1 protein-coding gene is annotated in these 1,371 nt (G+C 35.6%); it reads right to left on the reverse strand.

Annotated elements, in window-relative coordinates; translation table 11 throughout:
- Positions 1-22 precede the first annotated feature (22 nt).
- Entirely contained in the window at positions 23-1,219 is a 1,197-nt protein-coding gene (locus CPJCM30710_RS17355) for an IS110 family RNA-guided transposase (RefSeq protein ID WP_212905395.1), read from the reverse strand.
- Positions 1,220-1,371 lie beyond the last annotated feature (152 nt).

The following is a 1,371-nucleotide window of genomic DNA, read 5'->3' on the forward strand; positions in this document are numbered from 1 at the left end:
ATATGATATTTATTTAAGTTTATTACTCATAAACTCCTTTTACTCTTGCATAATATATTCTTAGAAATTTATTTAGACCAGCCATTTTTGCTACCTTTGAAGCCTTACCCTCAGACTCCTTTTTTAACATAAATAAATATACTGCATCATCCACTGGTTTATGGACTTTTAAGCAATTCATTACTTCAAATCCTGTTTTTCTTAATACTGCTGAGCCACGTTTAGATATTCTTCTCCTGCTTCCAGTAAACTGTCCCGACTGATACGGCGGGGCATCTATGCCCGCATATGCAATTAATGCTTTTCCGCTATGGAATCGTCTTATGTCGCCAATCTCAGCTATCAACCTTGGAGCAAGTATGTCTCCAACACCATTCATTTCACGTACTACAGAATACTCCTTAAGACTTCTTGCCAATTCCTGCATTTGTGATAAAATCAAAGCAAGAGTTTTATCCACTTCTCGGAGAACTCTTACAGCTTCTAATACCAGCATTTTGGTCGATGGGGTATTGGACGATAAAGTAGGGATACCATCTTTAGCAAGAGCGTAAATTTTTATGGCTTTTGACTCACTTTGGCGGTATCCTTTCTTTTTTGCCCAGCTATTATAGCTGGTTACGAATTGTTTTTCACTTTTCTTTGTAATGTTATCATAATGCCAATATTCTTCTACAAAGTCATTTAACTTATCTTTTTCAGGAGTTTTTGATTGGTTTTGTAGCATCTTCTTAATCCCTGGCATTGTATAATCGAGCATATTTGTCAAAGCTAGTTTGCTTTCTATCCGCATTTTAATATAATGTGCGTATTGTCGCCCTAGAAGTCGTAGCTGCGTATATATTTCTTCCCTTATTTCATAATCTACAAGATGAAACCAATTATCTAACCCGTAATTTGCTATCTTAATTGCATCTTGCTTATCGGTTTTTCCTTTACGAAGTGCCATATTTGCATATTTCTTCATAACAAGTGGATTAATAACGGAAACAAAGATTCCATGCTCTTTCAAGAAGCTTAATAAAGCCAAATGATAGTTACCCGTTGCCTCCATTACTACTCTAACTTCGTCGTCAAAATGCTGAATCATAGATGCTAATTCTGATATCTGCGTTTCTGTATGCATAATTTCATAAGGGGACCTGACAACCTCACCATACGGTTTTAAGATACATACAGTACTTTTTTCTTTTGAAACATCAATTCCTACGCTTATCATCTTAATCTCCAAAAATTATTTTTGTAATTGTATCCATCTGCACTTATTGCAATTCATTTTGGTTAGTTACACGAAAGCCGTAATGGTTTCAACCTGCTTAATCGAATGCGTACAATAAGGGATGGCTGACAGTTTAAGAAACGGATGTGGTT

The sequence above is a fragment of the Clostridium polyendosporum genome (assembly GCF_018332455.1).
GTDB lineage: Bacteria > Bacillota > Clostridia > Clostridiales > Clostridiaceae > Clostridium_AY > Clostridium_AY polyendosporum.